Consider the following 673-nt stretch of genomic DNA (forward strand, 5'->3'; position numbering starts at 1 on the left):
AAGCAGGCGAACGCCGATGCGCTGGGGTTGCCCTGGAAGATCACGCACATGGCAATCGGTGATGCAAACGGTGCAGATCCAGTTCCGTCAGTGACACAGACCAAGCTAATCAACGAGGTGCGCCGCGCTCCACTAAACACCCTCAAGATCGACCCTGCTAATGCTTCGGTGATCATCGCAGAACAAGTTATTCCGGCCGACGTCGGCGGCTGGTGGATTCGTGAAATCGGTTTGTACGATGCAGATGGTGATTTCGTGGCGGTGGCCAACTGTGCGCCGTCGTTCAAGCCCTTGCTGGTACAGGGTTCCGGACGGACGCAAATCGTTCGACTGAATATCATTGTCACCAACGCCGGTAACGTAGAGCTGAAGATTGACCCGGCTGTGGTGCTGGCGACTCGTACCTACGTCGACACGTCGATTCTTGAGGTGTTGCCTAAGAACAAAGAGGCAGGTGTCTACACCCGGGTCAAGATCAACGAACGGGGCGTTGTTATTTTCGGTGATAACCCTCCCACGCTGGAAGAAAACGGCATCACAGACGCTTACACGCAGAAACAGACTAATGCGCTGCTGGAAAAAAAGGCTGCGTTAACCAGCCTGCCTTTTCGTGGTGCTGTGTCGTGGATTGCTCCCGGGGTTTACTCGTGGTTGGTTCCTGCTGGCGTTTATT

General features: G+C 54.7%; 1 protein-coding gene. It reads left to right on the top strand.

The annotated features are described in order from the left end of the window. Positions 1-673: phage tail protein (locus AUC60_RS27350; protein ID WP_193441886.1), on the top strand; the 673-nt coding region annotated here is incomplete at both ends.

The sequence above is a fragment of the Pseudomonas caspiana genome, from assembly GCF_002158995.1.
Taxonomy (GTDB): Bacteria; Pseudomonadota; Gammaproteobacteria; order Pseudomonadales; family Pseudomonadaceae; genus Aquipseudomonas; species Aquipseudomonas caspiana.